Here is a 15,793-nt window from a genome sequence, read left to right on the forward strand (position 1 = left end):
CCATGCCAACAGTCTGATACCTGGGTCCGACAACAATGTGCTCGGACGGTGCGTGTCGTCCAGCAACTAGTGCGACGTCCTGCGCCGCTCAGGTCGGGTCGGTCTCGGAGGTATTTTCACGAACCGAATACTCATCGATTGGTTGTCGGGATTGTTTTCGTCGGCCGTCCCAATTACCTGGTCGATGACCTGCATGCCCTGCGCCATGAGCGGTCCGAGCTGCTTGTAGCGGAAACCGTGCTGATCGAAATACACAAAACTGCTGCTGTGAGAGGGGATGTCGGTGCCATCGAGGTTGCTCATGACGATTCCGTGGCCCATCTGGGTGGATGGAATGGTCACGGCCTGAGCGTCGGCCCCCACCAGCGGATCCTTACGGTGGACCCGCCGCTGGTTCTCCACCAACAGCTTGATCGCACGGTTGTGACCGTTGGCCTTGTCCTTCCGCAAAATGCGCGGGACGTAGCGAGAGAGAAGGCGCTGTTCAAGGTCACCCAGTCCCGCTCCAACAGAGTGGCTGCCGGTCGTTCGTCCGGGCGGAGGCTGGGCATACCTCAGGCGGAAGCTGTCCGGGTCATGGGTGACGTTCGTGGCTGTGTCGAAGTTGGCGATCTCGGCAACGAGGGGAATCTGCCTGAAGTCGAACCCAGCGACGACGATGGCCAGCCTCTTGTCGGCCCAGGACAACTTGGAGACTCGGCTCTCCGCCTCCAGGCGAAGTGCCTGTACACCGGGAACGAACGCTGTGTAGTCGCACAGCACTTCGGCGATCCATTCCGCCGTCGACTTCCTAGCACGCCGGTCAACACGAGCGATGCCGGTGAACCCCGCCGAGAACGTCTGGTTCCAGCAGACTAACTTCGTGTACTCATCATCGAACACCGCCCCGTTCAGAGTGAGTCGGCGGTCCGACACCTGGATGATGCGGTCTCCAGAAAAGACGGTCTGAAGCAGAGTCACCCTTGTTGGTTCCGATCAAGAGCTTTGAACTGCTTGATCTGCTTGCGCCGAGTCATCGGCTTGGTCTGGATCGCATCCAAACCACTTACAATACAACGAATTTCACGGCGTAGAGCGGTGAAATGGTTGGTCAGGTTCGCGCGTTGTTTCGCCTGATAGCGGCCATCGAAGACTTCGTCGCTCGTAGGCGGTATTCGGGTCTCGTCGAATGCGGCGCGGGCCGATTCGAAGGTGTCGATCAGAGTTTGGAGCTGTCGGGGCGTGGGGGCGACAAAGCTGCCCTTGGTGAGAGCGATGGACTCACTGAGCTTGCGAAGCTCGTCACCGATGTCGGCGGCTGGAATCCGGTCCTGAAGCTGGTTGAGAATCTTCTCAATCCGCCAGTAGTCGAACCGATGCAGGTTGTTCCGCAATTCATTACGCAGCGGGGTCTGTAAGTCGCGGACGTACGCGTACCGCGTGTATTGGTAGTTCACGATGCCCAGGAAAAGGGAGCCCAGGCTGATCAGGATTGCCGCGTAGGACACGATCACGGCTCGACGACCGCGGTCAGAAACGGACTCGGCTCGCCGTGCCACGTGACGAGCAACTCCTCGCGCGCCCGCGTGCAGGCCACGAAGAGCAGGCAGCGTTCGCGTTCCAGGTCCTGCTGGTGCGTCTGCTTGTCGTCCTCGATCGGGGTGACGGCGTTGGTGGCGGGCACCGTCGTGGCGCTGACCCCGGCGACGCACATGCATCGGAACTCCAGGCCTTTCATGCGGTGCATGGTGCCGACGCGCACCGCGTCGTCGGCATCGGCGGCCTTCGCGAGGTCGACGCAGTCGATGCGGGCCTTTCGCAGGGCGCTCTCGATCTTTGATGCCGACCACTTCGCGCGCACCGCGATCCCGATCTCAGATGGCGCGATTCCGCTGTCGATCCAGTCCTGCACCGTCTCGGCGATGAAGGCGGCCTCGGTGTCGGCGCTGTCTTGCCCGCTCAGCTCTGGTGGCTTGCCGTGCACGTGGGACTTGCAGCCGGCGATCGAGTCCAGTCCGCCTTCCATGTCGTCGATCGGTTCGCCGCGGAGCAGACCCAGGCTCCATCCGAGGATCTCGGCGGTGGTGCGGTAATTGATGTTCAGCCGCGAAGATCGACCGGCGATGTTGATGCCGACCTCGCGCAGGCTGACTCGGTTGTCGTAGATGCGCTGGTGCGTATCGCCGGCGATGAAGATGTCATCGGGTGCTTCGGCCACCGCGGCGCGTAGCAGCCGGCACTGGTCGGGGCTGAGGTCTTGCGCCTCGTCGATGATGATGTGCCGGAACGGTTTGTCGGTTGATTCGTCCAGCAGCCGGGTCGCCTCACGCCGGATGGTTTCGTGCGTCCACATGCCCTGCCGGGCCAGAGTCTGCTCGAACTCCGAGATGGCCTGCCAGACCTGCGCGCGTTGAACCGATCCCAGGGCGCGACCGCGGCCGGTCCGTTTGGCAGCCAGGTAGGCGTCGGCGGTGCTGATGCGCCGCGCGAGCACTACCTGTCGCCATTCCTCGGACAGGAACACCGGGTTGAAACTGAGCCCGAGCTCGTCAATCAGTCCGGCCCACAACGCCTTCTCATCCTCGGTGCCGAGCAGGTGCGGTGCGCCGTAGGTCTTGCGGAAGACACGGTGGGCGATGCGGTCGACGTGCGACACCTCGATGCGGCTCTCGGCCTGCTCGTCGTCGACGAGCATGTCCAGGCCGGTCTGCAGCGTCTCGGACAGTGTCGAGGTGAAGGTGGTGACGAGCACCTTGCCCTCGCCGCGTTTGGCGAGCATGTGTGCGCGGTGCAGGGCGACGACGGTCTTGCCGGTGCCCGGCCCACCGGTGACACGGGCCGGTCCCTTGTAGGAGGCGTCGACGACGGCACGCTGGGTCGGGTGCAGGTACACCCGCCAGGTGGCGAACGGGTAGGCAAAGACATCCATCAGTTCGTCGGGTCCGCTGACGAGGACGACGCGGTCGCTGCTGCGCAGGATGGCGGCGTCGATGTCCTCCGTGTCGACCGGTTCATCGAGAATCTGCGCGCCGAGGTCGGCCCACACCTCCTCGGCAGTGAACCCGGCGGCCAGGCCGAACAGCACATCCCACTGCGTCTCGGGCAGAAAGGATTTCGCCGCATCCAGTTGTGCGGCGTCGGTGACGGTCCGGGCGAACGCGAGCACCTTCTCGTCGATGCCCAGCTTGGTCAGCTCACCATCTTTGACGTGGGCGAAGATCGGGGCGCCGGCGGCCTTGGCGGCTTCTTCGCGTTCGGGGATCTGGCGGTCGAGTTCGGCTTCGTCGCGGATCTCGATGCCACCCGTGGCGGAATTGACCGATACGTTGCTGCGCTGCGCCCACGCGTAGGCATCGTCGTGGTGCAACACCTTCAGCAGGGTGTAGACGTCGCCGGTGACGGGAGCGAGCACGATGCCACGCCAGGCCTGGTCGATGCGGATCGACCGGTAACGGGGGTTGCGGGCATTGTTGATCTTCTCCAGGTGCAGCCCGGTGTGGGTGGCGGAGTCGAACTCGTCGAAGACCTCGGCGACCCGCTTGGCGACGGGCTTCTCCATTTTGGCGAGGTCGGTGATGAATCCCTTGTCGATCGCGAGTGTCGGCATTGTTCTTCCGTTGCTTGTCTATCCGGGGTGACGGGGGCCGTGGCCGGCGGGTGGATAGGCGAGCGGCTTCCAGCCCTTGCCGCCGTTGGCGATGGCCTCGGCCATGCGGTCGTAGGCCTCAAGGACAAGGCGTTTCGTGCGGAATTCACCGAAGTCGCGCTCGTCGTATTTGCGGACGATGGGAAACGAATCGAGTACGTGTTCGGCCTCGTCACGACTGAGACCGTAAACGTGCAAGAAGCAGGCATCGAGATCGGCGCGAAGTTGTGCTCTGCGCGGGGGTTGCCAGCGGAAGGGCGCTCCGTTGTCACCAAGGTCTTTGGCATAAGGCTGCAACCGCGTCGACGTACACGACAACTCAAGCACGTACGGAATCAGCCATTCGCCGAGTGAGTCATGTGGTTGCCATGGTGCAGGCTCTCCGAATGCGCCTGGTGCGGGCGTAGCGAGCTGGTGGATGACAGAGTAGGTCATATGTGTACCACTCAGCTTCTGGCGTGAAATGTAGTCGAATACGATGCTTGACCAGAGCCCGTGAAGGTATGGAGCACGGGACGCATCCTTCGGGAACACGAGTGGGAAGACGTGCCCTACAGCGGATAAAGGTAATACCGCCGGAACGAATGTGCGCACCTTCTCCATGCCCGTAATATCGCGCCAACCGAGAAGCCATTCGGCTTCCCACCTGCCGTCTACTTTGTCCGCAAGTTCTTTTGAAGCAACCCAGTATCGTGCGAGTGACTCAAGATCTGGATCGTCGTGTTCGTTGTCAGTGATCCGCGGCAGTGTTTGCATCCTTAACTGAGCTGCCGTTGCACCCCTGTAGGTCGAGAACCGATGGTCGAAGTGCCACAGTAGTTTTCCCTCGTACAAAGGAACGTAGTTCGTCCCGCCGCGCCTGTAAGCCCAACCGTCGAATGTCGCGCCGGCAAGATCATCCGCTGAATGAAAGAGTTCAGAGTCCGACGACATGTTGAAGAGCCCTTGGCTGAACGAGAGGCCCCACGGGTTGCCGTCGGGGTCACCCTCGCGGATGAGCACGGGATGGCGGGAGTAGATTCCAAGCGTGATATCCGCGTCCTTGCGGCTGCGGAACATCGGCAGTGTCCCGGTATTCGGGTTCAGCGTCAGAACTTCCTTGGCTGCCAGCTGAAATCGCTTGTCGGGTACATCGGAGAGGTGGCGGCTGAGGAATGCAAACTTGGTACGTTGAACCTTGCGCTGAACTCCAGTTATCGCTGTGACGGCAAATCGGTAGGCGTGATGTACATCTCGAAAGACTTTGGCTTCGTTCTCGAAATCATAAAAAGCATACAGGCGGTGACTGCTCAATGTGTCTGCGAAGAATGATGCCGTGTTGCTGTCGGTAGCAAGGCCGGTCGGAGTGATCACTCCTGCTATCCCGTCGGGGCTCACGACTGTGCGCATCGTTTCGGCAAAGATACTGTAGGTGTTGATCTTTCCCTGTGCAGTGAGCGGGTACCGACCAGCGCGTACCAGATGAGTGGTTGCATCTGACTGACGGCGAGCGCTGTTGTAGAGCTGATACAGTTCTGGATCATTGTCCGCGAGCTTCGCGATCATCTTTTTGCGCGCATCAGCGTTCGCGGCTTTTTCTATGTCGGTTCGCCCAAGGTTGCCAAAGAATTGTTTGTCCTCCAGTTGAAGTGATTCCCACGGTGGGTTACCGACGACGCACGAGAATCCGCCCGTCCATCCGGTACCGGCGTCGGCGCTGCCATCGTCGGGGACAGTGAAGATGCCAGGAAATTCCAAGTGCCAGTGGAAGAACCGGTACTGGCGGGCCAGGGAATTGACCTGGTTGATGATGGTGTCGGGCACTGATTCCGGGGTTTCGGACAGCGCGCGCACGGTGGCGTGAGTGATGCCCTGGCCCGACGTGGTCGACCCGGTCTTGGGTTGCACGAAGGCTGCGCACCAGGCGTCGGCCACTAGTTTGGCGGCGATAAGGTCGGGGTCGGCTTCCAGTCGTCGCCAGGCGTCGGCGCGCGCCCGGAGCGCTGCAACCGTGGCGACGGTACCGGTGTCGGCCTCGTGGGCAGCTTTGGTGAACTGGCTGGTTTCGACGTTGAGGGTTTCGGGTCCGAAGCTGAGGGACAGCTGATTCTCGTCGGTTTCGCGTTCCTTCTTGTTGCGTTTCTTGAGCAGCGAAGTCCACTCGCTGTCATCGTCGCCCAACACTTTGAAGGCCTCGTCAGGAATGTTGTGCCGCAACAACTCCGGGGTGGTGCCCAGCAGAGCGTTGCCAACACGGAAGTGCGCGTCGAGGAACGGGAACGGCCGGTCGGCGTCGAAGGCCTCCAGCCACAACGCCACCTTGGTGATCTCGATGGCCAGGTCGTTTAGGTCCACACCGTAGACGCAACGTTCGATGACGTCGGCGGTGGCCGCCCGCAGCGCACCAGGGGTGGGCTCGGTTTCCCCGGTCCGGACAGTGGCCAGCGCACTGGCGATCCGCCGGGCTGCGGCGACAGCGAAATGTCCACTGCCACAGGCGGGATCGACGACTGTGAGTTCTAGGAGCGCCTGTTCGGGATTTGCTTCGCGGAAGGCTTCGTCGATCAGCGGGTCGAGTGCCTCGTCGAGCACCAGCGCGATCAGGTCCGAGGGGGTGTAGTAGGAGCCGGACTTCTTGCGGTCGTTGCCGGTGGCGACGTCGAGGGTGAACGCTCGCTCGTCGGCGTGGTAGCGCGGTGTGTAGGCCAGCAAGCCCTCGTACATTCCGCCGAGTTCTTCGCTGTCGAGGTTGCGGTAGTCGACCGGGCGCGGCAGCCCTGTGACGGGGTCGTCGATCTGGGCCAGCGCGCGCACCGCGGCCAGTAGTGCTCGGTTGGGTAGCTTGGCGCCGTAGAGGATGCTCAGCGCGTCGCGCGAATACAGGCTGGCGCCAAGGCCACTCAGTCCCAGGGTGGGTAGCCCGTCACCGGCGAGCGCGTCGGTGACGATCTGATGCGCCTCCCACAGATCGGTGTGCCAACCGCCGATCGGCGCAGCCGCCAACCGACGCAACCGGGCCGTGGAGAAGTAATCCGCATACAGGGTGCGGGCGGCTTCGGGGACATCGGAGCGGTGCAGAAGATCGCGGTCCTCGACCACGAACAGCACGATCAGCCGGTACGCGATGCGCAGCAGGGCACGTTGCAGGTCGCGGTCGGCATCGCTGGCCGCGGCCAGCGTCTCCCGCAGCGCGGTGTTGGCGGGGTGCGCGACGAACCCGGTTCCCAGTTCCTGCAACGCGGCCGCGACGCCGTGCTGCAAGTTCAGCAGCGCGCGGGCACCGTCGTCGATGGCGGTGGTGCGCCAGCGTTCCAGCCAGCAGTTGTCGAGTTTGGGTTCGGCCTGCTCAACCTCGGTGTCCCCCCCGGAATCCTCGTTGTCGGCAGCGGCTTTGGCCGCCTTGTCATCGAGGCGGGGCGCGAACCGGCTGGCGTGGACGCTCAGGAACAGAATGCGGAAGTCGGCGTAGAGCTGGTCGGTGAAGATCGCGTCGAGGTCGAACTCGACAAAGGACTGCCGGGTGAGGCTGGAGGCGTCGCGCAGCAGCCGCAGCAGATGGCCGTTGGAGACGACGGCCCACAGTGCGTGGTCTTCCCGGTTGAGATAGTCCTGCACCATGGCCTGCGGCGCCCGGGCGGTCACGCCAGTGGTCTTGGTGTCCAGGTCGACGCCGGCACCGATCAGGTGCAGCGGCACCCAGGCGGTGGCGTTCGCGGCGTCCGGCCAGGCTATGCGATGCGAGATCGGGAAGTGCGGAGCCTCGGTCTCGCCGAGGCCAGGCGGCACGGGCAGCCCGCCGCTGACGACATCGGGGCGGCCCCATCCAAGTTCGTACATCAGCGGCAGTAGCCACTTGTCCCGGGTGAGTTTAGTGGCGGCATCCCCCTCCGGTAGTCGCTCCAGGGCGGTGCGCCAGGCGCGGTGTGCGGCGAGCATCGCCTCCCAGGCGCGGGCGATGGCACCGTTGACCGCCATCCCCGGCGACAGCTGATAGGCCTCGGCGGTCTGACCGGGCATCCGCAGTTCGTTGGCCCGCGGGATCGCCTCTGCGGGCAGCGCGGTGCCGACCGTGCGGACGGCTTTAAAGACATTCAGCGCGGTCATCGGGCACCCGCTTCCGGCAGGAAAACGTAGATGCCGAGGACATCGGCGGGGGGCAGGAACCGCACCGTCGGTGCGCGGCCGCCGGCCTTGGAGGCGCTGCGTACCGCCTGATGTTCGGACACCAAATCCTTCGCCGCGTCTCTACCGGTCATGGTGAGGTGCTCGGTAAGTGCGTCCAGGCGGCCCAGTGCGCGACCCAATTGCATTCGGGCCAGCGAATCATCCACGTTTCCCGACGGTTTCAGTGTCAAGAGCGTGTCGACGTCGGCCTGCGGCAACCAGGTGAGGGTTTCCCCGGTCGCGGTGAACGCCAGGAACTTGGCTTCCTCGGCGACCTGGGTGACGGTGGTGGCCGAGCCTGAGATGGTGATCTCCAGCCGGTGGCGCACCATTAGCAGCGTCGTCACCTTGTCGACGTCGCGGGTCCGCATCACCCCGGCGCGGCGCGCGGGCCGGGCTGCCGGGTCGAGCCGGGAGTCAAGCGCGGCGTCGAGGACGTAGCGCGACAGGGCATCCACCGTGGTGTCGGTTCGGGTCAGCACGCTGTGCCCGGTCGGTACCGGCAGTGAGCGGTGGAAGTGCAACCGACCACGCTTTGCCGGTGGGAGCTGGTCGCGCACCGCGGCGGGCAGGGTGTCGATCACGGCGGTGAACCCGTCGCCGGTGTCGCTGACTGGAGCCCCCAAGAGAGACAGCGCGGTGCGGGTGAAGGTTTCAACGTCAGCTGGCCCGCCCAGAGCGCGTCGCACCTCAGTCAGAGCCTGTTCGACGGTGTCGGGTTTGAGGCCGGCTTGGCGGAACCGCGAACGCGAGACTTTCTCCCGTTCGGCGGCGTTGGTCCATGCGACCTCGACCTGATCGGCCAGCGACTTGGAGGTGGCCGCGCCGAAGTCCAGGGTGAGCTGTTCGGCTTCCTTGCCGCGCAACAGCAGCGACTCCCAGATCGCCTTCATCACGGTGGTGGAATCGACAGGAATCGGCACCGCGACACCGATGCTGCGCTTGATGTTCTCGTGGCGGCGGATGAGGACCTCCAGCACCAGGCCGTCGATGCCGTTGTCCTCGCCGTAGTAGGTCACCGTGCGCACCGTGGGGGCCTGCTGGCCGAACCGGTCGACGCGGCCTTCACGTTGCTCGTGCCGCGTCGGGTTCCACGCCAGGTCGTAGTGCACAACTGCGGTGAAGCCGTCCTGCAGGTTGATCCCCTCCGACAGACAGTCGGTCGCGATAAGCAGGCGGGGGCCGCCGTGGGCGCTGAGGGTCTCTACGCGGGCTTCACGCTCCTCGGGTGGCAGCGTCCCGGTCACGGCGTCGATCTTGAGGTCCTTGACCTTCGATAGAGCCGATCCCAGATGCTCGGCGAGGTAGTCGGCGGTAGGGATGTAGCGGCAGAAGACGATGGGGTGGTAGCCCTGGTCGAGCAGTTCCTTCAACAGCGGGATGAGGCGTTTCAGCTTCGCGTCGGAGCGCGGACCCTTCAGGGCCGCCGCTTGTGCCCCCAACTCGCGGAGCCGCTTTCGTGCCTTGGTGTCGGTGTCGTCGCCCTCGCCGGTGTCGGCGCCGACGGTGACGTCCTCGGCTTCCAGCGTGTCGTCGAGGTCGGTGTCGAGCACGCGCGGTTCGGCATAGGTGTCCACCTCGTTCTGGTCGTCGGCGGCGGCAACCGCGGAGCGGTTGAGCATCGTCTGCTCGGCCGCGGCCGGGCTGGATGCTAGGCAGCGCAGCAGCGCGATCGCCGACCACCAGCGGACCCGTTGGCGCACGGCGCTGAGCTTGGGGTCGGTGACCTGTTCGCGGACGTAGTCCATCACGTCGTCAAACAGTTGGCGGTATCCGGCGGTGAGTTTGTAGGCGGTTTCGGTGGTTTCGCGGTCCGGGAACGGGGTGTCCTCGTTGAGGTATTCGCGGATGTCGGCGCGCTGGCGCTGGATCATGTACTTGGCGAGCAGCTTGCGGTCGTCTTCGCGGTCGCGCCCGGACAAGTCGGCGGGTAGGTCGCCAAGCCCGTCGTCGAGCAGTCCGATCAGCGACTGCCAGGCTGTGTCATCGCCGCTGTGCGGCGTCGCGGTCAGCAGCACCAGGTGCCGATCCTTGTTGTCGGCAAGTTTGCGCAGCAGGGCGTAGCGCAGGTGGGCCTGGCTTGATGTGCCGACCCCCGCCGCCGCCACGCAGGTGTGGGCTTCGTCGACGATCACCAATTCCGGGCAGTGCAAGGCGAACTCGTCGCGCCGGGTTTTCTGTTTGATGAAGTCGGTGGAGATCACCAGATGGGGGTGATGCTGGTAGAGGTTGGAGCCGAACGGGACGCTGCGCATCAGCCGGTTGACCGTGGACGGCAGCAGCAGTTGGGCGTCGATGCCGAACTTGTGCCGCAGCTCGCTTTGCCATTGCGGGGCCAGCTGGGGGGAGCACAGTACTGCCAGGCGCTGGGTTTCGCCGGTGGCCAGCAGCTCGGCGGCGATCAGTCCGGCCTCGACCGTCTTGCCGATGCCGACGCCGTCAGCGATCAACAGCCGGGTGACGTCCTGGTTGGCGGACATCATCAGCGGAACCAGCTGGTAGTTGCGCGGTGTCACGGCCAGGCGCGCAAACGACCGGAACGGGCCGCCGCTGGCACTGAAGGAGAGCCTGAGCGCATCGCGTAACAGGCGGGCCCGGCTGGCGTCGCCACGGTCATCGACGGTGGGCGGTTCGAAGGTGGCGGCGGCGAAGTCATCGATGTCCGGCAGCAGGACGGTGGTTTCGTGCTCGTGGCCGCCGAGGGGGCGCACCAGCAGCGTGCCGTCGGGGGAGCCGGGCAGCACCAGCCAGTCCCGGCCGCGGGCGTTGACCAGGCTGCCGGCCGGGTAGTCGAGAGTCGTCATGCGCTGGCCTTGGCTTCGCCGAAGACGCCGCTATGTTCGGCGATCGTGTTGAGCCAGCCGGTGTCGGCGTCCTGGTAGGGGAATCGCAGCACCAGCCAGCCGGCCTCGTCTTCGAGCTTCATGCGTGCCTGTTCGTCCTTCTCCTGCTGATGGGCTGCGTCATGGTGGGGGCCGTCGACAAAGATGGCGACGTCCATACCATCGACGTGGTAGGCGAAATCGGGCCGGACATAGAAGCCCGTAACGATCTGTTGGGCGTCGTCGGGCAGTCGGTAGCCGTGCTGCACAAGCAATGTCAGGAACTTTTTCTCCAGTTCGCTGTCGCAGGCCTCCTGCAGGCGCTCGAGTTGAGTGTCCGGGGCTTCGCCGCCGGCGCCGACGGCGACGCTCGACGCGGCGAGCCGTTTGAGCAGATCCAGGACGCAGTGTCGGTCCAGGTGCTGGTGGTCCCACTGGTTGCTGTAGGACAGCAGGCAGTCGTAGCACGCTTGTGCGCAGTCTTCGGTCGCGTGTGGGGCATGTTTGACGTCTTCACCGGTGTCGGGGTCGAAGTGCATAATTTCCAATGCTTTTCGTGCCACCTGCGTGAGTTGTCCATCCTCTGTTGCCAGGCGCCGCAACACGCCAGCACCACCTTCGGCGGCTTCGAAGAACAACAGCCGCGACCAGGCGTCGTCTCCGGTGTTGGAAGGCAGGGCCTCGACCGCGAGTTCGGAGCCCTCCAACTGGTAGACGGCTTCGATTCCGCGCTTGAGGGCATACATCGCGGCCATCCGCTGGTCGGTGCCGATCGATGGGTCCAGGTGCAGCAGCAGCGCGTTGCGGTGGTCCTCCACATACGGGATCACCCGCTGATACCGCGGTGCCTCACCGTGCACGTTCTTGGCCAGGTCGGATTCCTTGCACCAGCGGCCTTCGACGGTGTCCAGCACGTAGCCACGGACATCCTTGTCCTTGCGGCGGCGCAGGCCAACATTCATCCGGCGAATCAGCGCGGTGTCGCCGTAGGTCATGGTGCCCAGGTCGTGCCCGTCCTCGGTGATGGTGCTGGTGAGTTGTCCGGCCCGAACCCCGTGCGGCACAAAGCGAATGGTCGTCACGATCTCGTGCCCGGCGCGCTGGCGTTCCTCTTCATCGGCGCTGATGCGGTCACGGCGGCGGGTCTTGACCGACAGCAACCGCATCAGGTTGCCCATGGTGCTCTCGATACCGAATGGGCTGCCGCAGTGCTGGCAGAGGTCCGGCTCGGTGGATTCGTGCAGGTACCCGCAGGCGCCGCAGCGTTTGATTTCGCTGATGTGCACGCCGGTGCCGTCTTCGCGGGCGGGCAGGCTGACCCGGTTGACCTCATACCGTGCGCCTTCGTGGTAGATGAACGCACCGGGCCCGAACTCGCTGATCGCCATGAACCGTGGGCGCTGGATGAAATCTCCCTCCCCGCCACTGCGGGTACGGCGTTCGGCCGGAATGAACGCCGACAGCGGGAGTCGCGGGAAGGAGTAGCCGGGCAGGAAGCCTTCCGACGCGAAATAGCGATAGGTGTAGAAGTCGCCCTGCAGCACGTCGTCGACCTGGCCCTTGAGCAGGTCGAGAGCGGCACGTGCCTCCGAAATACGCCCCCGCGCACGCTGTTTGGAGGCTTCCGACGCGCCGATGGTCTTCAGGGTCTGGTTCGCCTGGTCGAGCTCGTTCTGGGCTTCGTTGTACAGGCCCCGCCAGCGCGCGGCGGCGTTATTGAACCGGGCCGTCGCCTTGTCGACCGTGTCGGTGACCCAGGTTTCGGTCCACCACGGGGCGCTGGTGACCTCGGTGGCGGCCTCCAACACCGCGGTGATGGCGGTGATCGCCTCGGCGCGGCTGGATTTCGATTCGATGGTCGCGAGCACCTCGGCGCGCATCGGTTGTCCCGGTTGGTCGATCTCCAACAGGTCGACCATGCTGGCTTTGAGGTCCAGGCCGCATTTCACCAGCCAGATCGAGTGGGCGTGGGCGCGTACCAGATCCTGGTTGCCAAGCTCCAGCCGCGGCGGTGCGACCGCTCCGGCGACCATGTCCTGACTGCGCCGGAAGTAGTAGGCGTCGTGCGCGTTGCCGGTGGCGCAGTAGGTCAGGGCGATGGCCGGCTGACCGGACCGGCCGGCTCGTCCGGAACGCTGTGCATAGTTGGCCGGGGTGGGCGGAACATTGCGCATGCCAACCACATTGAGACTCTTGATGTCGACGCCGAGTTCCATCGTGGGGGAGCAGTACAGCACCGGAAGCCGGGCGTCGCCGAATTCTTCTTCGCGCTTCTGGCGTTTCGACGGCTCGACCTGCGCGGTGTGTTCACGGGCCTCCAAGTCGAGGAGTGATTTGGCGGTCTCGGCATAGAGGGATTTGAAGTACGGGTTGACGCGGCCTTCGGTCTGATTGCTGCGGATGGGGTCCGGCGCCCGGTGCTTACCGTCGCCGGGAACCCAGGCGATGAGATCAGCGCGCAGCTGGTAGCCGGTTGGCCGCTTGGGCACGGCGATGCGCACCAGAATGCCTGCCTTCGCCATGACCTCCATCAGGTGCTCGATGATCACCTGGGCGTCGGCGGTCTTCAGCGCATGCTGAAACACGGGGAAACGATTGGGACGGCGCAGCCAGCGCCCGAACGCACCCAAGCCAGACAGGTGCAGATCCGCTCCGATCCCAGCCACGTTCTTGGGACGGCCGCCAGGGTAGGCCAGACCGCTGTATGTCCCGGCTTCATCAGAGATGGCCCACGGGTCTTTCAGCCATTCCCGGCTGGCCCTGCGGACGGCGTCGAACTTCTCGTCGGTGAGGAACTCGGTGTCGATGCACAGGTTTCGGCGCAGTTCGTCGAGGAGGACATGCATCACCTCGCGTCGTGTCTCGGTGCCAGCGCCTGCCAAGGGTTCTCCGCAGCTTGCCCATTTGTCGTCGTTGGCGGCAAGCTCGTCCACCCCCTCGTAGGCCAGGCGTAGCTGCCCGGTCTGCTCCAGGTTGGGCATGGTGATGCGCCAGCCGCGCTTGAGGTCGGCCCACAATCGGTAGGTCACGACATCGCGCAGCGCCCGGGTGATCTTCTTACGGGGGATGGGTTCGTCGGCGGTTTCCTCGTCGCGGGCGAAAAATTTCAACCCCTTGCCGCTGAGGGCTTTGACGACTTCGGGTCCAAGGTTCTCATCGGTAAGGGGTTCGCCCTCGCGCTCCTCGTGGTCGGCGGCCGCGCGGAAGAGAGCGGAGCGAATCATCCCGACCAACACAAAGTCGTTGAAGTGACCGGCCTGCAGGCTCGCGTCCTGGCGATTGTCACTGAACGCCAAGAACTTTTGCGCTTCGTCATCGAGATCGTCTTCAGTGCGCAGAGTCCGCACGACAGATTGGGACAGCACCGTCACGGCACTGGCGCGGCCCTCGGTGCCGAGGCTGGCCACCCGGGAGAATTGCGACTGGCGGGTACTTTCGTAACTGGTCTTGCAGGATGGGCAAAATTCGAGGCGCTCGAAGAACGCCACCGGCATCCCGTCGTCGGTGATGGTGCCGAACTCGTCGACACGTAATGAGTTGGGCAACTTGGGAACCCGGGCTTTGTCCAGCACCTGGCCCGACCCGTTGGATACCACCCAATCCTCCGGCACCAGATCGAGCAGGGCCGGATCACTCGGGTCCGGCCACGGCTCCTTGGTCAGGAACAACAGGCCTTCAGCGTCGGGGTGCTCGACCAAATCGGAGTTGGGGATACGGGGGCTGAAGTTCTCACCGCCGCGCTCCAGGTTCACGACCAGGAACTCCTGACCGCACTCGCGGCAGAACGCCAGTGGGAACAGGGGTTGACCCAATGGGCGGTTGGGCGCGCTGCGCTGATACTGCGTGGTGAGGTATCGCTTCTCGGGGGGCTCCAGCGTGGTGTAGACGGTGTCGCCTTTACCGATGAACTGATGCAGCTTGAACGCGAACAGCGCGCGGCCCTGCGGATCGCGCGCGCGGGAACCTGCAAGCAGCAACTCCTGCAACTTCTGCTCGCAGGCAGTTTGGTCTACCCCTGTTTCGGTGTGCAGTTTCTTGGCCGCGTCTTTGAGCTTTGACGGTGGGCGTCGTGCGAGCTTGCCCTCGTCGTCGGTGTGCAGGCCGAAATGGTGTTCGGTCCAGACGGCCAGGGGGTCGCACTGCAGTGCTTGCCAGTCCGTCGGCGCCGATTCGGCCAGGCGGGCCGTGAGCGCGGCGGGGTCTGTGTCGCCGGTGGTCGCGCGGCGGAGGGTTTCCCCGACAATGTTGGCGGCCGGGATCGGGACACCGAAGATTCTGGTTGCCAACTCGGCGACTTGCTGGCGCTGCTCGGCTTTGGTGCCCGGGCCGGCGAGTGTCGCACTGGTGCCGATGCACTGGATGTCGTTCGATGTGACGGCGCTGCGCAGTCGGCGGACCAGCATCGCTACGTCGGCGCCCTGGCGGCCGCGGTAGGTGTGTAGCTCGTCGAGAACCAGAAATGACAGGTTCGCCGCGCTGCTGATGAGGTTCTTGCGCTCCTTCGGGCGGGTGAGCATCAGTTCCAACATGACGTAGTTGGTCAGCAGGATGTCCGGGGGAGAAGCAAGCGTCTTCTCACGCTCTTCCCTGTTCTCCTGGCCGGTGTACCGGGCGAAGCTGACTTTGGGGTTCGTCTTGCCCAGGAACTTCTCCAGCTCATTGCGCTGGCTGTTGGCCAGGGCGTTCATCGGATAGACGATGATGGCCCGCACGCCTTTGCCGGAGCCCTCGCACAGCACCCGATCGACGATCGGAACGATGTAGGACATGGACTTGCCCGACCCGGTTCCGGTGGTCAGCACGTAGGACTCGCGGCGGTTGGCGATCTCGAAGGCGTCGGTCTGATGGCGGTGGAAGGCGATCTCGTTGCCGGCCGGGTCACGGAAGATGTTGGACGACTCGGGGTCGAGAACACCCTTCCCAGCCAGTTCGCTGACCGTACCGCCGGACTCGAACGCCGGATTCAGGGCGAGCCAGGGTTCCGGCCAGAGCAGGCCGTCGGCGATCTCCTTTTCGACCTTGCTGCGGATTTGGCCGTCCTTGATCTCCAGGAAGCCCTTGACGAAGTTCTCGTAATCGCCCAACACCTCGTGCAGGACACCGAACGCGTCCATACGGCGCCCCTTTCCTAGACGTCAAGCACCAAACGAAGCTGACCTTACTTTGCGGGGCCGACAGTGCGGGGGATTGTCACGCTGCCGGT

6 protein-coding genes are annotated in these 15,793 nt (G+C 64.3%); all 6 read right to left on the reverse strand.

From position 1 onward, the window contains the following. Positions 1–66: 66 nt before the first annotated feature. The 6 genes from EB75_RS16345 to EB75_RS16370 are packed head-to-tail and all read right to left on the reverse strand — an operon-like array spanning position 67 to position 15,704. Positions 67–960 carry a hypothetical protein gene (locus EB75_RS16345; RefSeq protein WP_073696408.1) on the reverse strand — a complete coding sequence of 298 codons (894 nt, stop codon included), beginning with the start codon at positions 958–960 and terminating at the stop codon, positions 67–69. Next, positions 957–1,493 (reverse strand): hypothetical protein, encoded by a 537-nt coding sequence (locus EB75_RS16350; protein WP_073696409.1) that lies wholly within the window; start codon positions 1,491–1,493, stop codon positions 957–959. The genes EB75_RS16345 and EB75_RS16350 overlap by 4 nt, the downstream gene beginning before the upstream one ends. Beyond that, complete coding sequence (locus EB75_RS16355; RefSeq protein ID WP_073696410.1) at positions 1,490–3,586, reverse strand: UvrD-helicase domain-containing protein; 2,097 nt, start codon at positions 3,584–3,586, stop codon at positions 1,490–1,492. Before EB75_RS16355 ends, EB75_RS16350 begins: the two co-directional genes overlap by 4 nt. 18 nt (positions 3,587–3,604) lie before the next feature. Beyond that, positions 3,605–7,708 carry an Eco57I restriction-modification methylase domain-containing protein gene (locus EB75_RS16360; RefSeq protein WP_073696411.1) on the reverse strand — a complete coding sequence of 1,368 codons (4,104 nt, stop codon included), beginning with the start codon at positions 7,706–7,708 and terminating at the stop codon, positions 3,605–3,607. Next, positions 7,705–10,572 (reverse strand): DUF8741 domain-containing protein, encoded by a 2,868-nt coding sequence (locus EB75_RS16365; protein ID WP_073696412.1) that lies wholly within the window; start codon positions 10,570–10,572, stop codon positions 7,705–7,707. Before EB75_RS16365 ends, EB75_RS16360 begins: the two co-directional genes overlap by 4 nt. Continuing rightward, positions 10,569–15,704: a DEAD/DEAH box helicase gene (locus EB75_RS16370; RefSeq protein ID WP_073696413.1), complete on the reverse strand. Its 5,136-nt coding sequence runs from the start codon at positions 15,702–15,704 to the stop codon at positions 10,569–10,571. Before EB75_RS16370 ends, EB75_RS16365 begins: the two co-directional genes overlap by 4 nt. Positions 15,705–15,793 lie beyond the last annotated feature (89 nt).

It is taken from the genome of Mycobacterium sp. ST-F2 (genome assembly GCF_001905655.1).
Taxonomy (GTDB): domain Bacteria; phylum Actinomycetota; class Actinomycetes; order Mycobacteriales; family Mycobacteriaceae; genus Mycobacterium.